This is a genomic window from Roseobacter sp. (assembly GCF_045106495.1).
Lineage (GTDB): Bacteria > Pseudomonadota > Alphaproteobacteria > Rhodobacterales > Rhodobacteraceae > Roseobacter.
In genome coordinates this window covers 40728-62702 of the sequence record NZ_JBGCEQ010000012.1, presented here as the reverse complement: position 1 = coordinate 62702, position 21975 = coordinate 40728, and the positions used below count along the sequence as shown (strand labels likewise).

17 protein-coding genes are annotated in these 21975 nt (G+C 54.4%); 10 read left to right on the top strand and 7 right to left on the bottom strand.

Annotated elements, in window-relative coordinates; genetic code table 11:
- Nucleotides 1–466 precede the first annotated feature (466 nt).
- The 7 genes from acs to AB8B75_RS10500 all read left to right on the top strand — a co-directional run bounded on the left by acs (nucleotide 467) and on the right by AB8B75_RS10500 (nucleotide 9061).
- Nucleotides 467–2398 (top strand): acetate--CoA ligase, encoded by a 1932-nt coding sequence (gene acs, locus AB8B75_RS10530; protein WP_405362112.1) that lies wholly within the window; start codon nucleotides 467–469, stop codon nucleotides 2396–2398.
- A complete protein-coding gene (locus tag AB8B75_RS10525; protein WP_405362110.1) occupies nucleotides 2398–3084 on the top strand; it encodes an adenylate kinase in 687 nt (228 codons plus the stop codon). Before acs ends, AB8B75_RS10525 begins: the two co-directional genes overlap by 1 nt.
- Before the next feature lie 60 nt (nucleotides 3085–3144).
- The gene (locus AB8B75_RS10520; RefSeq protein WP_405362049.1) at nucleotides 3145–3405 is read left to right on the top strand and encodes a DUF4212 domain-containing protein; all 261 of its coding nucleotides are present in this window, start codon (nucleotides 3145–3147) and stop codon (nucleotides 3403–3405) included.
- A 4-nt stretch (nucleotides 3406–3409) separates the two neighbouring features.
- Nucleotides 3410–5197 (top strand): sodium:solute symporter family protein, encoded by a 1788-nt coding sequence (locus AB8B75_RS10515; RefSeq protein ID WP_405362048.1) that lies wholly within the window; start codon nucleotides 3410–3412, stop codon nucleotides 5195–5197.
- A gap of 106 nt (nucleotides 5198–5303) precedes the next feature.
- Entirely contained in the window at nucleotides 5304–7124 is a 1821-nt protein-coding gene (locus AB8B75_RS10510; RefSeq protein WP_405362047.1) for a DUF294 nucleotidyltransferase-like domain-containing protein, read from the top strand.
- 4 nt (nucleotides 7125–7128) lie between these two features.
- A complete protein-coding gene (locus tag AB8B75_RS10505) occupies nucleotides 7129–7647 on the top strand; it encodes a hypothetical protein (RefSeq protein WP_405362046.1) in 519 nt (172 codons plus the stop codon).
- Nucleotide 7648: 1 nt separating this feature from the next.
- On the top strand, nucleotides 7649–9061 hold the full coding sequence (locus tag AB8B75_RS10500) for a PolC-type DNA polymerase III (RefSeq protein ID WP_405362045.1): 1413 nt from the start codon (nucleotides 7649–7651) through the stop codon (nucleotides 9059–9061).
- 1189 nt (nucleotides 9062–10250) lie between these two features.
- Here AB8B75_RS10500 and AB8B75_RS10495 read toward each other — a convergent pair.
- The 5 genes from AB8B75_RS10495 to AB8B75_RS10475 all read right to left on the bottom strand — a co-directional run bounded on the left by AB8B75_RS10495 (nucleotide 10251) and on the right by AB8B75_RS10475 (nucleotide 14998).
- Complete coding sequence (locus AB8B75_RS10495) at nucleotides 10251–11324, bottom strand: Ldh family oxidoreductase (protein WP_405362044.1); 1074 nt, start codon at nucleotides 11322–11324, stop codon at nucleotides 10251–10253.
- Nucleotides 11317–12183: an ABC transporter permease gene (locus AB8B75_RS10490; RefSeq protein WP_405362042.1), complete on the bottom strand. Its 867-nt coding sequence runs from the start codon at nucleotides 12181–12183 to the stop codon at nucleotides 11317–11319. Before AB8B75_RS10490 ends, AB8B75_RS10495 begins: the two co-directional genes overlap by 8 nt.
- Nucleotides 12180–12989 (bottom strand): ABC transporter ATP-binding protein, encoded by an 810-nt coding sequence (locus tag AB8B75_RS10485; RefSeq protein ID WP_405362041.1) that lies wholly within the window; start codon nucleotides 12987–12989, stop codon nucleotides 12180–12182. Before AB8B75_RS10485 ends, AB8B75_RS10490 begins: the two co-directional genes overlap by 4 nt.
- Nucleotides 12986–14014 carry an ABC transporter substrate-binding protein gene (locus AB8B75_RS10480; protein WP_405362039.1) on the bottom strand — a complete coding sequence of 343 codons (1029 nt, stop codon included), beginning with the start codon at nucleotides 14012–14014 and terminating at the stop codon, nucleotides 12986–12988. Before AB8B75_RS10480 ends, AB8B75_RS10485 begins: the two co-directional genes overlap by 4 nt.
- Before the next feature lie 63 nt (nucleotides 14015–14077).
- Entirely contained in the window at nucleotides 14078–14998 is a 921-nt protein-coding gene (locus tag AB8B75_RS10475) for a fumarylacetoacetate hydrolase family protein (protein ID WP_405362038.1), read from the bottom strand.
- A gap of 144 nt (nucleotides 14999–15142) precedes the next feature.
- Here AB8B75_RS10475 and AB8B75_RS10470 point away from each other — a divergent pair, with 144 nt between their 5' ends.
- Nucleotides 15143–15823 carry a FadR/GntR family transcriptional regulator gene (locus AB8B75_RS10470; RefSeq protein ID WP_405362036.1) on the top strand — a complete coding sequence of 227 codons (681 nt, stop codon included), beginning with the start codon at nucleotides 15143–15145 and terminating at the stop codon, nucleotides 15821–15823.
- Nucleotides 15824–16004: 181 nt separating this feature from the next.
- Complete coding sequence (locus AB8B75_RS10465; RefSeq protein ID WP_405362034.1) at nucleotides 16005–16688, top strand: fumarylacetoacetate hydrolase family protein; 684 nt, start codon at nucleotides 16005–16007, stop codon at nucleotides 16686–16688.
- Between the two features lie 374 nt (nucleotides 16689–17062).
- On the opposite strand, the gene AB8B75_RS10460 is transcribed toward AB8B75_RS10465, so the two are convergent.
- Nucleotides 17063–17734: a GntR family transcriptional regulator gene (locus AB8B75_RS10460; protein WP_405362032.1), complete on the bottom strand. Its 672-nt coding sequence runs from the start codon at nucleotides 17732–17734 to the stop codon at nucleotides 17063–17065.
- 13 nt (nucleotides 17735–17747) lie between these two features.
- A complete protein-coding gene (locus tag AB8B75_RS10455) occupies nucleotides 17748–20645 on the bottom strand; it encodes an FAD-binding and (Fe-S)-binding domain-containing protein (RefSeq protein WP_405362031.1) in 2898 nt (965 codons plus the stop codon).
- Between the two features lie 147 nt (nucleotides 20646–20792).
- Between AB8B75_RS10455 and AB8B75_RS10450 the strand changes: the two genes are divergently transcribed.
- Entirely contained in the window at nucleotides 20793–21950 is a 1158-nt protein-coding gene (locus AB8B75_RS10450; protein WP_405362030.1) for a pyridoxal-phosphate-dependent aminotransferase family protein, read from the top strand.
- The last annotated feature ends 25 nt before the right edge of the window (nucleotides 21951–21975 follow it).

Here is a 21975-nt window from a genome sequence, read left to right as displayed (position 1 = left end):
GCTCAGCTGGTGCTTACTTGCCGCGACTTTAAAGGGGACATCAGGCGCGGCGCGTTATCAGCGTCGTGTGTTGACCATACAGCGTAGGTTCGATTCGATTTGTTTGGAACGCCGGCTTCAAGCCAATGACAATTTGCGGCCAACTGAAGGGCTTTGATCATCATTTTCAACTGTATGCAATTGTATGCCTTTGTGTACCTAGGTTGCGAAAGCAGAATACCTACAGAACGGAAAACATTAACAGAATATCTCTATACGAAAATTACTTATCAGATTTACAACTAGACTAGCGAAAAAATTTACAAAAAAATTCTTTTATATCTGCATATTGAGACAAATTAACTAAGACTGTGTATTTACTGGCATCAAGCGCTGAAAACTTTCTTAACCAAAGTTGGGTCAGCGCATCGCCAGGAGGACACCCATGCAAATCAAGGATTTGACGAAACCCATAGACGCGCCGTCAATGGCGGCTTCCAGCCCAGCTTTCCATGTTACGGCCAAAGACTATGCGCAGATGTATGCCACATCTGTAAACGATCCAGAAAAATTTTGGGCCGAACAGGGACAGCGGATCGAGTGGCTGAAGCCGTTCAGTAAGGTCAAAAATACGTCCTTTGAACCCGGTAACATCGACATCCGCTGGTTCGAAGATGGCACGCTGAATGTGTCATCAAATTGCGTCGACCGCCATCTTGCGACTCGTGGTGAACAGACGGCCATCATATGGGAGCCGGATGATCCCAGGAAAGAGGATGCGCAGCACATCAGCTACGCTCAGTTGCACCGTTCTGTCAGCAAGATGGCAAACGTTTTGCGCGGGCTGGGTGTCAACAAAGGCGACCGCGTCATTATCTATCTGCCCATGATCCCGGAAGCAGCCTATGCAATGCTGGCCTGCGCGCGGATCGGTGCCATTCATTCTATCGTTTTTGCAGGGTTCTCCCCGGACGCTCTTGGGGCGCGCGTAAACGGATGTGATGCCAAAGTTGTCATTACGGCCGATTTTGCGCCCCGGGGCGGACGAGAAACACCTCTAAAATCGAATACAGACACTGCCCTTCTGCACTGCAAGGAAAATGTGAAATGCCTCGTGGTTAAACGTACCGGTGGGCAAACAACCTGGACTGATCGGGATCATGACTGTAACGCGTTGATGGAAGCAGCACTGGCGGATTGTGATCCGGTCGAGATGGCGGCCGAAGATCCGCTCTTCATCCTATACACATCCGGCTCGACCGGCCAGCCGAAGGGTGTGGTACATACATCCGGTGGGTATCTGGTCTACGCCGCAATGACCCATGAGATCACTTTCGATTATCATGATGGCGACATATTCTGGTGCACGGCGGATGTGGGTTGGGTTACGGGCCACAGCTACATCGTCTATGGTCCCTTGGCCAATGGTGCCACAACAATAATGTTCGAAGGCGTGCCCACGTTTCCAGACGCCGGGCGCTTTTGGGAAGTCTGCGCCAAGCACAAGGTCAACCAATTCTACACTGCGCCGACGGCCATTCGCGCTTTGATGGCGGCAGGCAAGGAATGGGTGGAACAGCACGATTTGTCAGATCTTAGGCTCCTGGGATCGGTGGGTGAGCCCATCAATCCGGAAGCTTGGAATTGGTACAATGAGGTTGTCGGTAAAGGCAAATGTCCCATCGTCGACACCTTTTGGCAGACCGAAACAGGCGGTCACATGTTGACCCCCTTGCTCGGCGCCACGACGCTGAAACCCGGCGCTGCGCAACAGCCGTTCTTTGGGGTGCAGCCGGTAGTATTGGAGCCGACAAGCGGTGAGGTTGTCGAAGGAAATGACGTCGAAGGCGTGTTGTGCATCGCCGATAGTTGGCCTGGTCAAATGCGGACGGTTTGGGGTGACCATGAACGGTTCGAGAAGACGTATTTTTCTGACTACAAAGGCTATTATTTCTCTGGTGACGGTTGCCGCCGGGATGGCGATGGCGACTACTGGATAACCGGACGTGTCGATGATGTGATAAACGTTTCCGGCCACCGGATGGGCACGGCCGAAGTAGAAAGCGCGCTGGTTGCCCACGTTAAAGTCGCTGAGAGCGCAGTCGTTGGTTATCCCCATGATGTGAAGGGGCAGGGCATTTACGCCTATGTCACCTTGATGAATGGCGAAGAGCCTACCGATGCATTGCGCAAGGAGCTTGAAACCTGGGTTCGGACCGAGATTGGCCCGATCGCCAAGCCGGACCTGATTCAATGGGCGCCGGGTTTGCCCAAGACCCGGTCGGGTAAAATCATGCGCCGCATCCTGCGCAAGATTGCCGAGGATGACTTTGGAGCCTTGGGTGATACCTCCACCCTCGCGGACCCATCCGTTGTCGACGACCTGATTGAGAATCGCATGAACCGGGGGGACCAATGATGGACGGCGGTATGAAACCGACGGTCGCTCCTGTATTGATCCTGCTCGGACCGCCCGGTGCCGGTAAAGGGACCCAAGCTCGCATGCTGGAAGAGACGTATGGTCTGATCCAGCTCTCCACTGGGGATCTGCTGCGCGCTGCCGTCGCTGCGGGCACGCCAGCGGGCAAGCAAGCCAAAGCCGTGATGGAAGCAGGCGATCTGGTCAGCGATGAGATCGTGATCGCGACCCTTCGCGACCGTTTGATGGAGGATGACTGCGCCAAGGGGGTGATCCTTGATGGATTTCCGCGCACGATTGTTCAGGCGGCGGCGCTGGACGCATTGCTGAGCGACACCGGACAACGCATCAACGCCGCGATCAGCCTTGAGGTTGAAGACGCGGCAATGGTTGCGCGTATTTCGGGCCGCTTTTCTTGCGGGGGCTGCGGCGAAGGCTATCACGACAGCTTCAAACCCACCGCCAAGCCAGGGATCTGTGACCACTGTGGGTCAACTGAGATGAAACGGCGCGCAGATGACAACGCGGAAACCGTGGCCCAGCGGCTGGAAGCATACCATGCCCAGACAGCACCGCTGATTGACTATTACGAAACCAAAGGGGCGCTTTCCCGTGTCCCCGCAATGGGCGCGATTGATGACATCGCAGCTCAGCTCCATGACGTTGTGTCGCAAGCCACAGCGTAGAGCATCGGCCAAGGCCGCTGAGCGGTCTTGCGAAAATCTGACGAAGGAGGAACACAAAACATGTCTCAAAACGAGAAAAATAACGCCTATTGGTCAGCCAATGTGCGTCTCATCCTGATCAGCCTCGCGATTTGGGCGCTGGTCTCATTCGGGTTCGGGATCATCCTGCGCCCGGTTTTGTCAGGCATCGCGGTAGGCGGTACTGACCTCGGCTTTTGGTTCGCACAGCAAGGATCAATCATTATCTTCCTGATTTTGATCTTCTATTACGCTTGGCGGATGAACAAGCTCGACCAGCAACACGGCGTGGACGAGGAATAGGAATATGGACCAGTTTACACTCAATCTGTTATTTGTAGGGGCGTCTTTCGCACTCTATATCGGCATCGCAATCTGGGCCCGCGCGGGTTCCACATCTGAATTCTATGCAGCCGGGCGCGGCGTACACCCTGTCACCAACGGCATGGCGACCGCTGCTGACTGGATGTCTGCTGCGTCGTTCATCTCCATGGCCGGCCTTATCGCTTTTACCGGATATGACAACTCATCTTTCTTGATGGGATGGACCGGCGGTTATGTTCTGCTTGCCTTGTTGCTTGCACCATACTTGCGCAAGTTCGGTAAGTTCACCGTATCCGAGTTCATCGGCGACCGGTTTTACTCCAAGACGGCGCGCATGGTGGCTGTTGTCTGCCTGCTCGTGGCCTCCATCACTTACGTGATCGGCCAGATGCAGGGTGTCGGCATCGCCTTTGGGCGTTTTCTCGAAATCGATGCCTTTTGGGGCCTGCTCATCGGGGCCTGTGTGGTCTTTGCCTATGCGGTTTTTGGCGGCATGAAAGGCGTTACCTACACGCAGGTGGCTCAATACTGCGTGTTGATCACGGCCTATACGATCCCGGCGGTTTTTATCTCGCTGCAACTAACCGGCAACCCGATCCCGGCATTGGGTCTCTTTGGCGAGCACACAGGTTCGGGCGAGCCACTGCTTGCCAAGCTGAACCAGATTGTCACCGATCTTGGCTTTGCCGAGTATACCGCAGCACATGGGTCGACCATCAACATGGTTCTCTTCACCCTGTCGCTGATGATCGGAACAGCTGGTCTGCCCCACGTGATCATGCGCTTTTTTACAGTGCCGAAGGTATCTGATGCGCGCTGGTCGGCGGGCTGGACTCTTGTGTTCATTGCGCTGCTTTATCTCACGGCCCCTGCGGTGGGTGCGATGGCACGGCTCAATATCTCCGAGCTGATGTGGCCCAATGGCACGGAAGCAGCCGCGGTAACAGTTGAGCAGATCGAAAACGATCCCAGCTACGCCTGGATGGCAACCTGGCAGAAAACCGGCCTTTTGGGGTGGGAAGACAAAAACGGCGACGGCATGATCCAGTACTACAACGACAAGAGTGCTGATTTGCAGGCCAAGGCGGCCGAGAACGGATGGGAGGGCAATGAGCTGACCAACTTCAACCGTGACATCCTTGTGCTGGCCAATCCCGAGATTGCGTCGCTGCCCGGTTGGGTGATCGGTCTGGTGGCAGCGGGTGGTCTTGCGGCGGCCTTGTCCACAGCGGCTGGTCTTTTGCTTGCGATCTCGTCGGCGGTCAGCCACGATCTCCTGAAGGGACAGTTGACGCCAAACATGTCAGAAAAGTCCGAACTGCTGGCTGCACGTATCTCAATGGCAGCAGCTATCGTGGTGGCGGTTCTTCTGGGACTCAACCCGCCGGGATTTGCTGCGCAAACTGTGGCGCTGGCCTTCGGACTTGCGGCGGCATCGATCTTCCCGGCCTTGATGATGGGGATCTTTTCTACTCGCATCAACAATGTGGGCGCGGTTGCGGGCATGCTGGCTGGCTTGGTGGTGACCTTGCTTTACATCTTCCTGCATAAGGGCTGGTTCTTTATCCCCGATACCAACTCCTTCACGGATGCGGATCCACTGCTTGGACCAATCAAATCCACGTCCTTCGGTGCCATCGGTGCGATGGTTAACTTTGGCGTCGCCTTCGTGGTCTCAGGCATGACCAAGGAAACGCCGCAGGAAATCAAGGATCTGGTCGAAAGCGTACGTGTGCCACGCGGCGCCGGAACAGCAATTGAAGGTCACTAGACCGACGCGACGCTGCCGTGTGTGACACGCGGCAGCGTTGAACTAAAAAATCTGTCTTGCCCGTGCAACCTGCGGGCAGGGCTTCCCCCTCAAAGAGGCCCTTCCTATGTCCCTTTCGGCAGCTTTGACCCAGTTCCTTGCGTCCGTGCATCCCTACGATAGCCTGACCGAAGCGGATCTGACCGCGCTCGCAAAAGTTTGTTCAGAGCAGGCATGTCCCAAGGGTGGCACCGTATTTGCTGTCGGGGACCCGGCCCATATTCTCTATGTGATTGTAAATGGCGAGGTTGAGATCACCGATGAAACGGGTGTGCAACTTTCTATTCTGGGACCGCGCAATTCCTTCGGCGAACGCGGTATTTTGCGCGCAGAAACGGCCAAACGCACCGCCACTGTTACGTCTGATGCCAGTTTGATCGCGGTTCCTGCCCAAGCCTTGTTGGCCCTGATCGACGCCCACCCGACAGTCAGCCGGTTTTTCGACCGCCGTCGCCCGCCGCCCCAATCCAAACGTGATCTTGCGACCCTCTGCGTTGCGCAGTTGATGACCCGTGACCCGGTGACCTGCGCCCCGGACATTCCCATTCGCGAGGCTGCGGGCCAGATGCACGCGGCCCATATTTCATCGATTTGCATCACGGATAGCGACCGTTTCTGCGGGATCGTGACTGTGCGCGACATCAACGGTCGCGTGGTGGCAACCGGCAAGGATCCAGGCGCGCCCGTCTCGGCGATCATGACCGTTGATCTGCTGACCCTTGGGCCTGCCGCACTGGTAACAGACGTGCTGCACCTCATGATGGAACGTGGTATCGCGCATATTCCCATCGTCGAGGGCTCAAGGCTCATCGGTATTGTCACGCAAACGGACCTGACGCGTGCGTTGGCGATGTCCTCTGCCGATCTGGTTGGGCGTATCGCCAAGGCGGACGATGCCAAAGCCATGGCAAATGTAACCGCAGAGATCCCGCAATTGCTTTTGCAATTGGTCGAGGCGGGCAATCGGCACGAGGTTGTGACGCGGTTGATTACCGATATTGCCGACACAGCAACACGGAGACTTCTGAAACTGGCGGAGGTCGCTCTTGGCCCGCCGCCGATTCCGTACCTTTGGCTCGCATGCGGCTCTCAAGGCAGGCAAGAACAGACCGGGGTGTCCGATCAGGACAATTGTCTGATCCTGTCTGATACCGTGACGGAGGCTGATATGACCTATTTCGCCGCGCTGGCAAAGTTTGTGAGCGACGGTCTAGACACCTGCGGATATTTTTATTGCCCCGGTGACATGATGGCCACAAACCCGCGCTGGCGCCAGCCTTTGAGGGTCTGGCAGGGATATTTCAAAAAATGGATTGCCAAACCAAACCCCGAGGCGCAAATGCTGGCTTCGGTCATGTTCGACTTACGTCCGATCGGCGGAGATACCAGCCTGTTCGCCGACCTGCAGAGAGAGACCCTCTTGATGGCGGCCAAAAACTCGATATTCACAGCGCATATGATCTCGAATTCGCTGACGCACCAACCGCCTTTGGGCTTGTTGAAGGGTCTGGCCAAGATCCGGTCGGGTGAGCATCGCAATCAGATTGATTTGAAACACAATGGTGTCGTGCCGGTGGTTGACCTTGGCCGCATCTACACGCTTCAGGGTCAACTGACGCAGATCAATACCCGCGCCCGGCTTGATGCGGCCATTTCGGAGGGGGTGCTATCTACCTCGGGCGGTGCTGACTTGCTGGACGCCTATGATCTGATCGCAGCCACGCGCCTTGAACATCAGGCAGCTGAAATCAAGAGGGGCCAAAAGCCCGATAACTACCTTGACCCCGCAACACTATCGGACTTCGACCGGAGCCACCTGCGCGACGCCTTTGTGGTGGTCAAAACCATGCAAGCCGCTGTTGGATCAGGCAAAGGAGCATTGGGATGATGTTATGTTTGTAGAGCTCATAGCCACTGTCTTCGCGGGGATCGCCTGCGCTGGCGTTGCCATGCTGCTCAATGTCGTCACCGGACGGCGGTTGCCCAAATGGATCATGCCCATCGCCGCAGGTTTGGGCATGATCGGCATGACCATTTCCAACGAATACACTTGGTTTGACCGCACTGCCGAGCGTCTGCCGGAGGGCGTGGAAATCGCGACCAAGGTTGAGGAACAAAGCTGGCTGCGGCCCTGGACACAAATCTGGCCCTACACCAAACGCTTTGCTGCTGTCGACAAAGCCACAGCACGCACCAACGATGACTGGCCTGAACAAAGGTTGGCAGATGTCTATTTCTTTGGCCGTTGGTCGCCTGTGAACAAGGCGCCGATGCTGTTTGATTGTCAGAGCCGGCGCGCGGCGCTTCTGATCGATGGAGCGGATTTCGGTGAGAATGGTGGCGTTACAAATGCCGATTGGCAAGCTCTGCCCGAGGGCGACCAAACGTTGAAACTGGTCTGCGAGACCTGACATGTTTTCACTTCTGTCTCTGCGTTTTCGCATCTTGCTCTTCTTCGGCCTGTTGGCCGTTGGCGGTGCGGGACTGGTTGCGGTGGCATTGATGTTCGGGTGGTCACGCGCGGACCAAAATCTGCCCGCCACGCCCTTTGTGACCGCCTTTGTGATGTTCGCCTTTCTGAACACCGGGCTGGTTATGGCGGTCTGGCTGCTGTTTGATGAGAATGTCGCCAAACCGATTAATAAACTCTCGGCATCTCTTCGACTGCGCGCGCATTCAGACGTGCCAGCAGAGGTTAATGCCGGTGAGGCAAGGTACCTTGGTGATCTGGCTCCTGCCGCAAATGCATTGACTCAAACTGTGAGTACATCTTTAATGGATACAGCGGCAAAGGTTGCGCATGAAACCCAGCGCCTTCGGGCGGAACGCGAAAAACTGACCTCGCTACTCAGCGAAATTCCCATCGCAACAATATTGCTGAACCCCGCGCAAGAGATTGTACTTTATGACACTCAGGCAGCGGATGTCTTGTCTCAGATCGCGCCGCCTCGGTTGAAGGCACCGCTTGGCGACTACTTCGATGTCTCCGGCCTTTTGGCTGCAATAGAGCGATTATCTGATGCCACACAAGACGTGCCTTTCAGCCTTTGCAATGTTGAGCGAGACATGGACTTCAGCGCCCGATTGAAATCATTGGGCGATGATGGACACATGATTTGCGTCGACGTAGCAGTTCAGGAAAACAAGACCATCGCGTCGCGTCCATTGATTTTTGATTTCGATCTGATGAATGCGCCCGAGACAAAACAAATCACAGATACCCCGCTCTCAGATCTGTGTTTCGTGCCTTTCGACACCGAAACAACAGGGCTCTCGGTTGAAGAAGACACCATTGTGCAGCTCGGTGCCGTGCGGGTTTTGAACGGGCGGATCATCAAGGGCGAATTCATGGATACCTACGTAAATCCCGGTCGTCCGATCCCAGCTAGGTCGACAAAAATCCACCATATTACAGATGTGCATGTTGCGCATGCGCCGGATATCGCGGACGTAGGGCGCGCGTTCCATCACTTTGCCCGGAATGCCGTTCTCGTAGCGCATAATGCGCCGTTTGATATTGGCCTCTTGCGAAAACACGGGGCACAGATGCGTGTCGAGTGGAACAATCCCGTTCTCGATACGGTTCTCTTGTCGGCAGTCGTCTTTGGTACCAACGAAGAGCACTCGCTGGATGCCCTGTGCACCCGCCTTTCAATCACCATCCCGCCCGATTTGCGCCACACCGCCCTTGGAGATGCGCAAGCAACGGCAGAAGCATTGGTAAAACTGCTACCGCTTGTGGAGGGCAAAGGCATGCGGACCTTTGGCGCGTTGATCGAGGAAACGCGTAAACACAACCGCCTGCTTCGCGATCTCAATGAATGACATGCGTGGTACTGATTACTCTGGGCGCCAGAAATTGAACCTTGAGGCTTAAAGACTTTGGATACGAACGCGCATCTTGGCGAACGCAGTTGAAAAGAAGGCAGTGAAGGCCCGTCTTCAGCCTTTCATCACTATCGTAAACTTCGACAATGCACCGTCCTTGCGCAAAATAGTGCAGAAGAATTGATGCTGCTTGGAAGTGTTCCTCGACCAGTTCTTTGAGATTGGTGGGGCAGTTTGCAGCGGGAACTCCAATGCGCTTTTGATTTTATCAATCGGCACGCAAGTAAGTCAACAAAATCCGTCTTCGTACAAGCTTCGATGGTGACATGAAACGAAACGGTCCTCAATTCGTGCGACAGGCAGCAAGCGTGTGGTTTTCAATGAACCAGCAAGCAAAATCGACATTGCCAGCTTTTGGCTTCGGTGTTGATCGGGCTTTCGACCATATCCTGAAAACACGTATTGCGGCACATCACCTAACGAAGGCCGTCTGTAGATAGGTCCGAATTTACTTTTACCAAAGAACCAATAGTGCGGTTGCCGCCTCAAAGTACTGACCACGCCGATCTGGCTAAAAACGGGCATAAGCGACGCTCTCGAGCATAAAGATATCAATCAGTTCACATATAAGCGCCTGCGCGGTTTGCACGTTAAGCTGAGAAAATGCCAAACCGATTGTTTGTCGCGATTGTTACGTTGATGCTTGATTTTTTCGTATTGGTATTGGAGGAAAACTGTAGCGCACGCCATAGCCTAATGCGACTACCTTCTGGATGATCACGGTGCTTTCACATTGAACACCAAGGGTTGCGGCTGGCTTTTGGTGAGCACGCAGCATACGCAACTTGGTGGTTTGGTGGCCGTTTTGTCCCACATAATTGAGCTCAAGGCGACCCAAGACCATCTTGAAACCGTTCGGCATGAGACCGAAGCTGGCAATGAGGCCAAAAGTCCGTTCCAGCAGAGTCGATGCCGTGAATTCGGTGTTAAACGTAAAATTCAACCCCTTCTCGAAAGATCGAGTGGTTCAGCATAAAAATCCGAAAACGCCAACAACTTGACCCAACACCGTACGGTTTCCACAAACAGCCTGACCCTGCTCAAGTTCCGAAACAGGGAAAAGATGTCGTGCCAACTCCGCCAAACCATTCTCTGACAGGGTAGCGGATCCGAAATGCAAAGCGCGTTATACTGCGGCTGCGTCCGGGAACGGTTTTGTCAGACCGCAGTTCATGGCAAGTTCATTGAGATCCCGCCTCAAGGCGGGATTGAGCTTAAGGCCTTCATTTCGTCTTGCCTGTGCGGCCACGGTCTTCCCATCACCCGGCAATCGTACCATTTCGTGACCCGGCAAAGGCGATGAGGCACGCATTTCGTTGAATACTCTTGATGCTGTTTCGCCGAAGTCTTCACCGATCCCAAAAGCGTCGGGATCGATTGCCACGACAAACTGCCCGGTATTCGTTGGCGAAGTAGTGTCGGACGTAAAATCAACCACGTCAGAACCGAAGGCTGCGCCGTTGAGTACTCCGGCCAAAAGACCGATCGCGACTGACAGGCCAAACCCCTTGGGGCCACCAATAGGCAGCAAAAAACCTTCCGATTTTTGGGCGGGGTCGGTAAGTGGTTTGCCATCCCGACCGACCATCCAGCCTTCGGGCATCGGTTCGCCCTGCTGCAGAAGTGTTTTGATTTTCCCCATAGCGGCCACGGTCGTGGCCATATCAAAAACGAATGGATCAGGACCGGTCGAGGGTGCAGAGAAAGCGATCGGGTTTGTGCCCAGCAACAGATCTGTGCCACCGTAGGGAGGTACATGGTTTGCACTGCCAACCGCAGCGGCCATGCCGAGCAATCCATTCTCCGCTTGCGGCCTAACGTAGAGTGCAAGTGGTCCTGCATGATTGCCGCGACGGACACCGACCCAACCGATTCCAGCTTCCCTGGCCTTCTCGATGGCAAGATCGCGGGCCGTTGCCATTGCCAGATGGCCGAGACCGTTATCGCCGTCAACGAGAGCCGTTGCAACTGTCTCATGCGCCACGGTGACTTCAGGCGCGGGGTTGCACCCGCCTCCCTCCAGCCGGGCCAAGTATTGGCGAAGACGGAAAACGCCGTGCGTGCCATATCCGAACACATCCGCTTCGACCATGAGAGCGGAGACACTTTCGGCGTCAGAAGTTGGGACACCTCGTGACCTTAGTGCTTCCGCCACAAAGTCGCGCAGCGTGCTTGGAGCAATTACGATGTCGTCAGGCATCGTAGGAGCCCACGCTTTCTTTTTGCCAGAACACGACCCTGCGCTGGGTCCATTGTACGATCAGATAGAGTGCCAACCCCACGACACTGAGGTACAAGATCAGTGAAAACACACGCGGTGTATTCAATTGGGAAGCTGCGACGCGGATCAATTCCCCAAAGCCTTTACCCCCACCAAGAAACTCCCCTGTGATCGCGCCTGCCATGACGCCAACAGCTCCGATCTTGAGGCCCGTGAATATCTGCGGCAAGCCCGTGGGGAGCTTCATTTTGATCAAAGTTTGCATCCGACTTGCCCCCATGGTCTTGAAAAGCATACGTGCGTTTTCGTCAGCGGCATGAAGCCCTGCGGCAGTCCCCACAACGATCGGAAATGTCGCAATAAAGGCGGCGAGCGCCACCTTGGATTCGATGCCAAATCCCAACCAGGCCACAAAAAGCGGTGCAAAGGCCACTTTAGGCATTGTGTCGATGGCAACGAGATAAGGCATGACGGCTTTCTCACCGAATGCGGTCTCGCCAACGAGGACTCCGAGTGAAAAACCAATCGCGATGGCCAGCGCGAAACCGTAAATCACCTCTTGGATGGTGATCCAGAGCGCCACCAGCATGTAATCACCAGTTATGAGATTTTTACCGACGAATATCATGTCCTTCAATGTCTCCAACGGCGTTGGAAGGATAATCGGCGATACCAGACCAAAGCCCGTGATGAGTTGCCATGTCCCGATGAAAACAAGAAAAACAAATATCATCGCGATCGATCTCGGAACAGAGTCAATGAACGAGATTTCTTGTTCCCAAACGGTATCCTGTTCCGTTTCAGACGACGAAGAGCTATTTGCGCGAAGGTCCGTCACATGTCTTCTCCCTTGTCCAGCATGCCACGGATGTGGTCTACAATCTCACCAAATTTTGGTGTCGTCATCATATCGAGTGTGCGGGGCCTTGGCAGATCGACTTCTACTATTTCTGCTAATCGACCGGGTCGTGGTTTCATCACGACGATCTCGTCAGAGAGGATCACCGCTTCTTGAATCGAATGGGTTACGAGGAAAGCGGTGGCATCCTGTTCGCTGCAAATTCGTTGTAATTCCATGTTCATCATATCGCGCGAAAGTTCGTCCAGAGCGCTAAAGGGCTCATCCAAGAGTAAAACGGCCGGTTCGGTAATGAGCATCCGACAAATCGAGGCACGTTGCGCCATGCCGCCAGACAATTCGTTCGGATAGACGTTTTCAAATCCCTGTAACCCAACCATGTCCAAAAGCTCGTGCGCTTTGCCCAGAGCTTTTTCCGTCGCCTGTTTGCCGTCTCTGATCTCGATCGGGAGAACGATGTTTTCTACAGCCGTCTTCCAGGGAAATAGTGTTGCTTGTTGGAACATCATGCCAATGTCACGTCGAGGACCCTTCACAGGCTCGCCTTGAAGTATCACGCGTCCCTTGCTGGGGGGAATTAAGCCTGCCATGATCTTGAGCAATGTGGACTTCCCACACCCGCTGGATCCAATCACGGATGTAAAACTGCCTTTCCTGAGGGTCAGGCTGACATCTTCCAACGCGACCACAAGGTTGCGTGCATATGTCTTGCTGACATTGGTCAGCTCGTAAACCGGCGCGCCAAGAGACGCGCCGGAAAAATTTTCTGCAACGGCGGGGTTCATCCGCCGATGGCCTCATTGCCGATGGCAGCAAACTCATTTGTCCAGACCGCGCTTAGATCTTCCAACGGGCCAGGGATCTCGCCGCCTGCAACGAGTGCGTCCTGCCATTCCTGCCAAACTTCCGCAGGATACCACCCGAGGTGCTTGCTGTCGTCTGTCGAAACGGTTTTGGAACGGACCGCGTCGAACAATGCCGACTGGAATTCCTTGTCTTCGCCTTCTTGCGGGTTGCCATCAGCGAGATGTTTCAACACGGCTTCACGGTTTGCATCGTCAAGTGCAAAGGCATGACCACGTGCGAAAGCGCGACTCCAGGCTTCCACCAGCTCTCTGTCATTGGCGATGGTTTCTGCCATTGTCGCGATGCCATTGCCGAAGAAACGTCCAAATTCCGCGGGCGTGATGTCACGTACTGCCATGCCGCGCTGATTCAGTATGGCGGTATCCGCAGTCGAGGCCGAATAGGCGTCGATTTCGCCATTCAGGAAAGCTGCTGTCGCAGGGCCCCCGTCACCGACCGTCAGGAATTCGTAGTCCGTGCCTTCAGTCATACCGGCGCCGGTCATAACATTGCGGGCAAAACCCACCTCCGCTCCATCAGCGGTGCCGGTGCCGATTACTTTGCCGCGCAGCTCTTCGATGCTCTGGATTTCAGAGTCTTGCTGAACAGCAACGCCGAAGTTGCTGCGCGCCGCGACATTATAGATGTGAACTGCTTCGACACCGCGTGACCGTGCCGCGATCATAGGGCCTGGGCCGGGACGTCCAAATTGCGCCTGTCCTGCGGACAAAGCTTGCAAAACCGCGCCGGAACCGTTGATTGCCTCGACAGTCACATTGAGGCCCTCCTCCTCAAAGTAGCCTTCGCCGATCGCGACAAATACCGGAAACGAGTTGATCGCCGACGGGCTCGGTTGCACGAATGTGATATCGCGCATGGTCTGCGCAAGAACACTTGTGCCCAGCACACCTGTAGCTGGAACTGCCGCCAGCAACGTGGCTGAAAATTCTCTCCTGTTCATCATGGTTTTCTTTCCTCCCTTAAGTGTTTTGCTCCGGACGCCGTGCTGCTGCTCGGCAGGAACATTTCAAATTGCGCGCACTGTATTTCGAAGTTTGCCAATTTTCTCGATTTCACAAATCACGGTGTCTCCGTCCTTCAAGAATTGTGGTGGATCCATTGCGTAACCGACGCCTGACGGTGTGCCGGTGGCAATTATGTCACCGGGTTCCAAAGTCAGGCCCTCCGAGACGGACTCGATCAGGGTTGGGATGTCGAATATCATGTCCGCCGTGTTCCCGTTCTGACGTTGCTCTCCATTCACGGTAAGGCCAATCGACAAGGCATGCGGATCGCTGATTTCATCGGACGTAACGATGTAGGGACCGATCGGACATGATCCGTCCAATCCTTTGCCCTTGAAATATTGACCTCCGTGGCGGCGCTGAATATCGCGCGCTGTGATGTCGTTAAGAATAGTATACCCAAAAACATGCTCATACGCATGTGCCTTGGAGATGTTTCGTCCGGTCTTGCCGATGACGACAGCCAATTCGACCTCGTAGTCCGTTGCCTGTGAAACGGACGGGAATATCAGAACGTCACCATCCGGAGGCACGACCGAAGTTGGCGGCTTGGTGAAGAACACCGGATATTCGGTCACGCCAACTTTTTGTTTTTGTGCCCGGTCGCCCTCTGCGATGTGCTCGGCGTAGTTGCGGCCCACGCAGAAAACATTTTTTCGGGGTACGGCAATTGGCGCCATCAGGGTCGCGCTGGCTGAGATGATCGCGTCAGCGTGCTGTCCTGAATGGGCCTCTGCTACAAGCGTGCGTACCGTGTCCAAAGCCGCTTTGCCGCCTGCGATCAAATCCAGCATTGTTCCACTAAAAGACGTTTCGGAGTTCGAATTTGATCCTGCGGCTTGCGCGATGTTCAGCATGCGACCATCGTTCAAAATCGCCACACATATAGCGTCATGCTCCACAGAAATCGTTGCCAGTTGCACTTTTTATCCCCCCCAAACAACCTTCACCAAGGCAGTTGACTATCTGGTTTACGACTCGCCGCCGCACCCCTTCTTTTAATTTGTTTACGGCTGCCATACGGTACCAATCAAACAACCAATCAGTAAATTGGGTGGATTTCGGGAATGGCGAATGACCTTGAACAGCGGTTGCGTGACTTAATTGACAGCGCGGGATACCGCCACAACGACCGTGTACCGCCCGAACGCGAGTTGTGCAAAACTCTGGGTACAACGCGCAACCAGGTGCGCAAAGCATTGGCTGAATTGGAAGCTCAGGGCCGCGTTTGGCGCCATGTCGGGCGTGGCACGTTTGTCGGTGCGCGTCCGGTGCTCAATCTACAGGACGTCACATATCTGCGGGATCAAATCAAACCCGAGCAAGTCGTTGCCGTGCGTTTTACAATTGAACCGGAATTGTGTCGTCTTGCGGCCCGGCACGCGACGCGTTCGGATCGAGAGCAGATGACGCTGTGTGCGGATCGCTGTCGTAAAGCAGAGGATTGGCGCACATATGAGGCTTGGGACAATCATCTGCACCATGCCATCGCGCGTGCGACGGGCAACCAGCTTTTTCTCTATTTCTTTGAAACTCTGAATTCGGTGCGTCGATCCATCGTTTGGGGGCAACCGCGCGAGACCCGCGGGCCATCTCGCGACTACGTCAGTTTTTCAGAACACGATGCGATCGTGTCTGCCATCGCCTCAAAGGACGGGGACGCGGCTGCGCGCGCCATGAATATGCATCTGAGATCCGTCTATTCACGCGTCCTACCCGATAGAGACAATGCAGCCGGCAATAAGTGACAGAAAAGTCAACCAATTTGCCAAATGGGCGGAACCGAAGGCTTCAGATTTCACACAATTAAGTTGTAAGGAATGTGATGAAACCTTTTGAGTCGCGACCACATCTATGACGGGATTCAGGAGCCATGGAAATTGCGTTGCCCGACCGGATGTTAGGGGTTGAACGTGCAGGAGGAAAACAATGTCTGATAACGTTATCGAATCGCCGGAAACGCACACGATCCCAACGCACGAGGGTGGCACGTTCCCAGTACGACGCGTTTATTGCATTGGTCGAAATTTCGCAGCTCACGCGGTGGAAATGGGCCACGATCCGGACCGTGAACCTCCGTTTTTCTTTCAAAAGAACCCTGACAATCTGGATGCATCGGGTGAGTTTCCGTACCCATCGCATTCCTCGGATGTGCACCATGAAGTCGAATTGCTGGTTGGCCTGAAATCCGGCGGCACCAATATTACCTTGGACGAGGCCTTGGATCACGTCTGGGGCTACGGTGTCTCGCTGGATATGACGCGCCGCGACCTTCAGGGACAAGCCAAAAAAATGGGACGCCCGTGGGAGATCGGCAAGGCGTTCGAACGTTCGGGGCCGGTAGGTCCATTATTGCCTGTTTCCGAAGTGGGGCACCCCGATCAAGGCCGTATCGCGCTGAACGTCAACAACGAATTGCGGCAAGAAGGCGACCTCAATCAAATGATCTGGAAGGTCCCTGAAATGATTTCCTATCTGTCCGAATATTTCGAACTCAGGGCGGGCGACGTAATCATGGCTGGAACACCCTCGGGTGTGAATGCCGTCCAGCGAGGCGATGTGATGGAGGCCACCATTGAGGGCGTCGGGTCGCTGACTGTGAAAGTAACCTGACCCACCTTGGATAACGCGGGAATAAGCGGCCGTGTCTAGTCTAAGTTGACCGCAGTCCGGGGATTGGCATTCAAGGATGGTTTGCCTCTTCGACATACGAGAGCTCTTGTGTCTCGACCTGTCAGCAAGGTCACTCCAAGTGCCTTGGTGGTTGTTTGCGGCGACTGGAGCTGCCATTCCAAGCTATTTGATATGCATCGCCGCACGGTTCACATACGACGACAGACCAAACTTGAAATCTGACGGTGAATTCTTAGCGCCAAGGCGGTTTCGACGCTAAGAGTTCACACTCATTTTCAGAGTTTTCGCCCCAATAGCGCATATTGCGCGATAGGGTCATATGCTAACCAGGACTTTGAAACGCATAGTTGGTGTCACTCACTTTGCAGCCATTTCACAATTGATGCACGTTTTGTGTCCATGTGCTCAGATAAGGTTTTTGCCAACATTTTACCATTTCGTTCGCTGAGAAATTGCAAGATTTTCTCATGTTCCAAGATCGCCGTGCGCCAGCGTTCTTCGGACATATTGGCAAGGTAGCGTGCGCGTTGCATGCGCAGTGACAGTGCTTGACAGGAGGTTGTCAAAGTATCGTTACGCGCTGCGGTCAAAATTGCACCGTGAATTTTCTGATTGATCGCAAAGTACCCTCCCAGGTCGCGGTTCTCGTAGTTCTGAACCATTTGCTCATGGAGAGACCGGACGGTTTCGATTTCTGCATCGGTGATATTCTGGCACGCCATCTCGCCGCACAGAGCTTCGAGAGCACCGAGTACAGGAAAGACCTCGTTGACCTCGCTGACCGTGACTTGCGTAACCCACGCACCCCGGTTCGGCTCCAGTCTGACCAACCCTTCGGACGCCAACACTTTCAAGGCCTCCCGCATCGGGGTCCGGGATACACCAAATCTAAGGCAAAGGTCTTTTTCTGGAACTTTGGTTCCGGGCGCAAGCGCGCCGTTGATGAGCATCTGTTGCAGGCGATCCACCAATTCCTGATGAAGCGACTTACGGGCAATGGTCTGGGGGGCCGTATTTTCGAACATGATAACTTTCGCTCTATTCTACCAATGCCATTTCCAACAACCTGGCGACATGGATTGGTTTTCTGGCCGTCATATCCGCGATCTGATGGCGGCAGGAGGTGCCATCTGCCACGATCAGGGTGTCCCTGTCCGCCTTTCGCACCGCAGGGGCCAGATCTGCCTCAGCCATTTTGCGTGATATTTCATGCGTGTCGATACCATAGCCGAACGCTCCTGCCATACCACAGCAACTTGTTTCGACGATTTCAACCTCTGTATCCGGCAAACGCGACAGAGTTTTTTCGATGCTGCTCATTACGCCCAACGCCTTTTGGTGGCAGTGACCATGTAGCAAGATCTTTGACGCAGGAGATTTCAAGGGAAGCTTGAAGTCCGGGTTGTCCGCTTGGTCGGCGATGTACTCCTCCAGCATTTTGGCTTTATCAGCCAGACGTTCAGCGTCCTTGCCAGGCAACAGCCCGGGTATCTCATCTCTTAATGTCAGCAGGCAACTTGGCTCGAGGCCGATGATCGGAATGTCCTTATCGACGTAAGGCATTAGAGCGTTCACAAGCCGTTTTGCCTCAGTTTTCGCCTCATCAATGAGGCCAGCCGAAAGGAAAGTCCGTCCGCAGCATAATGGGCGTTCGCCTTTCGGTGAGGATGCCATGACGAATGGAACGCGGGCCGCGTTCAAAACTCTTGCTGCAGCGCGCAAGTTGTCTGGTTCAAAGTACCGGTTGAAACTATCGGCAAAGAGCACGGCTTGAGGGATTTCGGACTGCGCCACTTCGGTGTTCTTGAATGGATTGGAACTCCAAGAGGGCAGATCGCGCGATGCCGTAAAGCCTGTTGGTTTTTCTAGTAACTTTGCCAAACCCGGCACAGTGTTTCGCAGGTTCGCAACCGTGGCGAGACGAGATGCCCAAGGCGCATAGCGCGGCAGGTATGCGACCATACGGTCATGTAGACTGATGCCGTGTTCTTTCGCGCGGGCCGACAAAACTTCAATCTTCATCCGCGCCATATCAACACCCGTTGGGCATTCACGCTTGCATCCCTTGCAAGACACACAGAGTTTCATCGTTTCGGCCATCTGATCAGACGTCAGCGCGTTGGGGCCAAGTTGGCCCGAAATCGCCAGCCTTAGTGTATTGGCGCGACCACGTGTCAGATCCTGTTCCTTGCGCGTCACACGAAACGAGGGGCACATGACGCCACCCTTCAGTTTGCGGCATGCACCGTTATTGTTGCACATCTCCACGGCGCCCTGAAATCCCCCAGCGCTGCCGGGCCATGCCGACCAATCGAGCCCGGTATCAAAGTTGGTCACGGCATAGTCTGGGTTGTACCGAAACAGGGTCCGGTCATCCATTTTGGGCGGATCGACGATCTTTCCAGGGTTAAACAAGCCTTCAGGGTCAAACAATTTTTTCACTTCCCGAAAGCTTTCAACCATTCGGGTGCCGAACATTTTTTCATGGAACTCGGAGCGCACCAGCCCATCGCCGTGCTCACCGGAATGCGATCCCTTGTATTTGGCAACAAGGTCAAAGCACTCCTCGGCGATGGCCCGCATTTTTTTCACATCCTGATCGAGCTTGAGGTTCAGGACGGGTCTTACATGCAGACACCCAACGGATGCATGGGCGTACCACGTGCCCTTGGTGCCATGCTTGTCGAATACTTCTGTGAGCCCTGCCGTGTATTTGGCCAGATCCGGGAGTTCTACGGCACAGTCTTCGACGAAAGATACTGGTTTTCCCGCGTCCTTCATTGACATCATGATGTTTAGTCCGGCTTTGCGAAACTCCGCGATGTCGTTTTGCAGGTTGATTTCCGTTACTAGAGTAACGCCGCCCCACGACTTTTCAGTTCCTGACCAAGAAAATCCTAGATCGCCCATCATCTCCTCAAGCTGTTTGAGTTTGGGCAGGTTTTGCGATGTATTCTCTTCGGCAAATTCCACGAGCAAAAGAGCTTCGGGAGCGCCCGTCACGAAATCTGAAATCGTTTTGCGAAACAGCGGGATATCCCGACCGAGCGAGATCATGGTGGCGTCGATCAGTTCCACGCCTTGCGGTTTCAGCGTCACAAGGTGCTGGGCTGCGTCCATCGCCTGATAGAAAGTAGGGAAGTGACAAACACCGAGGACTTTATCGGAGACCAGTGGCCATAGTTTCAACTCTATGGCAGTTGAGTAGGCAAGTGTTCCTTCAGAACCAACCAGAAGATGTGCGAGGTTCTGCGGCGTGTTCTTGGGCACCAGAGCGTCAATGTTATAGCCTCCCACCCGGCGCATGATTTTCGGAAAGCGTGCGTCAATTTCCAACGCTTCGCGGGCCCCCAGGCTGAGAAGATCATCGGACATTTCGTTATAGCTGGGCGACTTTTCCGACGTGACGGGACCGAATTTGCGCTTTTGTCCTTCGGCAGTAAATGCATCGATCGAAAGTACATTGTCCCGCATCATCCCGTAGCGCAACGACTTGCCACCGCAGGAATTATTGCCCGCCATGCCGCCGATCGTCGCCCGCGATGCCGTGGAGACATCTACCGGAAACCAAAGACCATGCGGTTTTAGAGCCCTGTTCAATTCATCCAGCACGATACCTGGCCGCACCACACATCGCTGGTTGGCCACGTCCAATTCTAGAATGCCGTTGAAGTATTGAGTGTTGTCGAGAACCAAAGCCTCGTTAACAGTCTGGCCGCATTGCGATGTTCCACCACCACGTGGCAAAATTGGAAACCGCTGCTCCGCCGCAAAATCCAGAGCCGCGCAGATGTCGTCCTCTGATTTCGGTGATAACACGCCATGGGGCATCATTTGGTAGAGCGAAGCATCTGTGGCGTATCGCCCCCGCGAAAAGGCATCGAATGCCAAATCCCCCTGAACGCGGTTTGCAAGCTTTTCCAACAATTGAGACATTCTCGATCCAGTTCGCCAACGTTCGCGGTTCAGATTTTCGGTTGACATAATTATGAATTCAAAATTACGTTGTATCAACTAAATTCTGGTCAGCGATGCGATTGTACGTCGCTTGGCCCGACACGCTGGATAGAAAGATAGTTGGCAATGAGAAAAGCCGGACGCCATTTTTTGCAGATCCCTGGTCCGAGTGCGGTGCCCGAAAGAATACTCAGTGCGATCTCTCGGCAAACAATCGACCATCGCGGCCCGGACTTTGCCAAGGTTGGACTGCGCGCCTTGGATGGCATGAAAACCATTTTCAACACCGAAAGCCATGTATTCATATATCCTTCCTCGGGCACGGGTGCGTGGGAGGCCGCTTTGGTGAATACGCTTTCTCCTGGCGATCGCGTTTTGATGTTTGAAACGGGGCACTTTTCTACGCTGTGGAAGAAGCTGGCCGAGAAACTGGGCCTCAAGCCTGAGTTTATTGCGGGTGATTGGCGCGGCGGCGCGGATGCCGATCAAATTGAAGCATATCTTGCTGAAGATAAAACCCATGAAATCAAAGCCGTTTGTGTGGTCCACAACGAAACATCAACCGGATCAGTGTCACCGATAGCTGCTGTGCGGCAAGCCATCGACAACGCAGGTCATCCGGCACTCTTCATGGTTGATACCATTTCCGGTTTGGCGTCTCTTGAATACCAGCACGATGCGTGGGGCGTGGATGTTACCGTTTCCGGTTCTCAAAAGGGACTGATGCTCCCGCCCGGCTTGTCGTTCAATGCGGCGAGTGAAAAGGCCATGACGGCCAACCAGACCGCAGGATTACAACGTTCTTATTGGGATTGGGCCGAAATGGTCGGGCCGAACAAGACGGGCTACTTTCCATACACGCCAGCCACCAACCTGCTCTACGGCCTGAATGAGGCCATCGATATGTTGCACGAAGAGGGATTGGACAATGTATTTGCCCGTCACACACGACACGGGGCTGCTGCGCGCGCCGCGGTGAAGACATGGGGGCTTGATGTGCTCTGTGCGGCGCAGGGACAGGAAAGTGGAGTCCTGACAGCCGTTGTCATGCCTGACGGGCACAGCGCGGATGCCTTTCGCGCGTCGACACTAGAGAACTTTGACATATCTTTGGGCAATGGTCTTTCAAAGGTTGCGGACAAAGTCTTCCGCATCGGACATCTGGGCGATTTTAATGATCTTATGTTGATAGGAACTTTGGCGGGTGTTGAGATGGGTCTCAAAAAAGCCAGCGTCCCATACAAGGATGGTGGGGTACAGGCGGCCATGGCAATGCTCTCGTAAGAGCCAAGAACACTGCGCAAAGCAG

Excerpts from the sequence above, each read along its gene's own strand:
- acs (WP_405362112.1), top strand. The coding sequence starts at position 467 with ATGGCGGCTTCCAGCCCAGCTTTCCATGTTACGGCCAAAGACTATGCG.
- AB8B75_RS10525 (WP_405362110.1), top strand. The coding sequence starts at position 2,398 with ATGGACGGCGGTATGAAACCGACGGTCGCTCCTGTATTGATCCTGCTC.
- AB8B75_RS10520 (WP_405362049.1), top strand. The coding sequence starts at position 3,145 with ATGTCTCAAAACGAGAAAAATAACGCCTATTGGTCAGCCAATGTGCGT.
- AB8B75_RS10515 (WP_405362048.1), top strand. The coding sequence starts at position 3,410 with ATGGACCAGTTTACACTCAATCTGTTATTTGTAGGGGCGTCTTTCGCA.
- AB8B75_RS10510 (WP_405362047.1), top strand. The coding sequence starts at position 5,304 with ATGTCCCTTTCGGCAGCTTTGACCCAGTTCCTTGCGTCCGTGCATCCC.
- AB8B75_RS10505 (WP_405362046.1), top strand. The coding sequence starts at position 7,129 with ATGTTTGTAGAGCTCATAGCCACTGTCTTCGCGGGGATCGCCTGCGCT.
- AB8B75_RS10500 (WP_405362045.1), top strand. The coding sequence starts at position 7,649 with ATGTTTTCACTTCTGTCTCTGCGTTTTCGCATCTTGCTCTTCTTCGGC.
- AB8B75_RS10495 (WP_405362044.1), bottom strand. The coding sequence starts at position 11,324 with ATGCCTGACGACATCGTAATTGCTCCAAGCACGCTGCGCGACTTTGTG.
- AB8B75_RS10485 (WP_405362041.1), bottom strand. The coding sequence starts at position 12,989 with ATGAACCCCGCCGTTGCAGAAAATTTTTCCGGCGCGTCTCTTGGCGCG.
- AB8B75_RS10480 (WP_405362039.1), bottom strand. The coding sequence starts at position 14,014 with ATGATGAACAGGAGAGAATTTTCAGCCACGTTGCTGGCGGCAGTTCCA.
- AB8B75_RS10470 (WP_405362036.1), top strand. The coding sequence starts at position 15,143 with ATGGCGAATGACCTTGAACAGCGGTTGCGTGACTTAATTGACAGCGCG.
- AB8B75_RS10465 (WP_405362034.1), top strand. The coding sequence starts at position 16,005 with ATGTCTGATAACGTTATCGAATCGCCGGAAACGCACACGATCCCAACG.
- AB8B75_RS10460 (WP_405362032.1), bottom strand. The coding sequence starts at position 17,734 with ATGTTCGAAAATACGGCCCCCCAGACCATTGCCCGTAAGTCGCTTCAT.
- AB8B75_RS10455 (WP_405362031.1), bottom strand. The coding sequence starts at position 20,645 with ATGTCTCAATTGTTGGAAAAGCTTGCAAACCGCGTTCAGGGGGATTTG.
- AB8B75_RS10450 (WP_405362030.1), top strand. The coding sequence starts at position 20,793 with ATGAGAAAAGCCGGACGCCATTTTTTGCAGATCCCTGGTCCGAGTGCG.